General features: G+C 71.6%; 1 protein-coding gene. It reads left to right on the top strand.

What is annotated here, in order from left to right; translation table 11 throughout:
- On the top strand, window positions 1–559 hold a 559-nt coding region (locus RNB18_RS50890; protein ID WP_311720910.1), incomplete at both ends, for a phosphopantetheine-binding protein.

Genomic DNA, 559 nt, shown 5'->3' with positions numbered 1-559 from the left:
GCGCTGGAAGCGCTCGACGGCGTGGCGGTCGCGGCGACCAGACATTGGGACGGCCGTGGCGCCATCACATTGGCCGGCTACGTGGTGCTCGAGCCCGGAGTTGCTGGCACGGAAACCTTCCTGGACAACGCACGGACCGCGCTGCCCGAGGAGTTCGCCGGTGCCGTGCTCACCGTGGTCGACGGCATCGAACCGGCCACTCTGACCCGTCCTCGAGTCACCGCCTCAGCACCGTCCGAGCCGCCGGCCACCCCGACCGAGCACACGATGGCAGCGATGCTGGTGGATCTTCTCGGTGCCACCGAGGTGGGGCGGTACGACGACTTCTTCACCCTCGGCGGCGACAGCATCCTGGCTGTGCAGCTCGCGGCGCGGGCGCGCGATGCCGGTATGGCGATGACGGCACGCATGGTGTTCGAACATCCCGCGCTGGCCGACCTGGCTGCCGCGATCGACGCGGCGGGCGACGGCGCCGCGGCGGCCGACGTGCGCCATGAGCCGATGTCCGCATCGGGCCTGTCGCCCGACGAACTGGCCGCGCTGACCGCGGGTTGGGGCC

It is taken from the genome of Streptomyces doebereineriae, assembly GCF_031845645.1.
Classification (GTDB): Bacteria; Actinomycetota; Actinomycetes; order Streptomycetales; family Streptomycetaceae; genus Streptomyces; species Streptomyces canus.
This window is presented reverse-complemented; position numbering and strand designations above follow the sequence as displayed.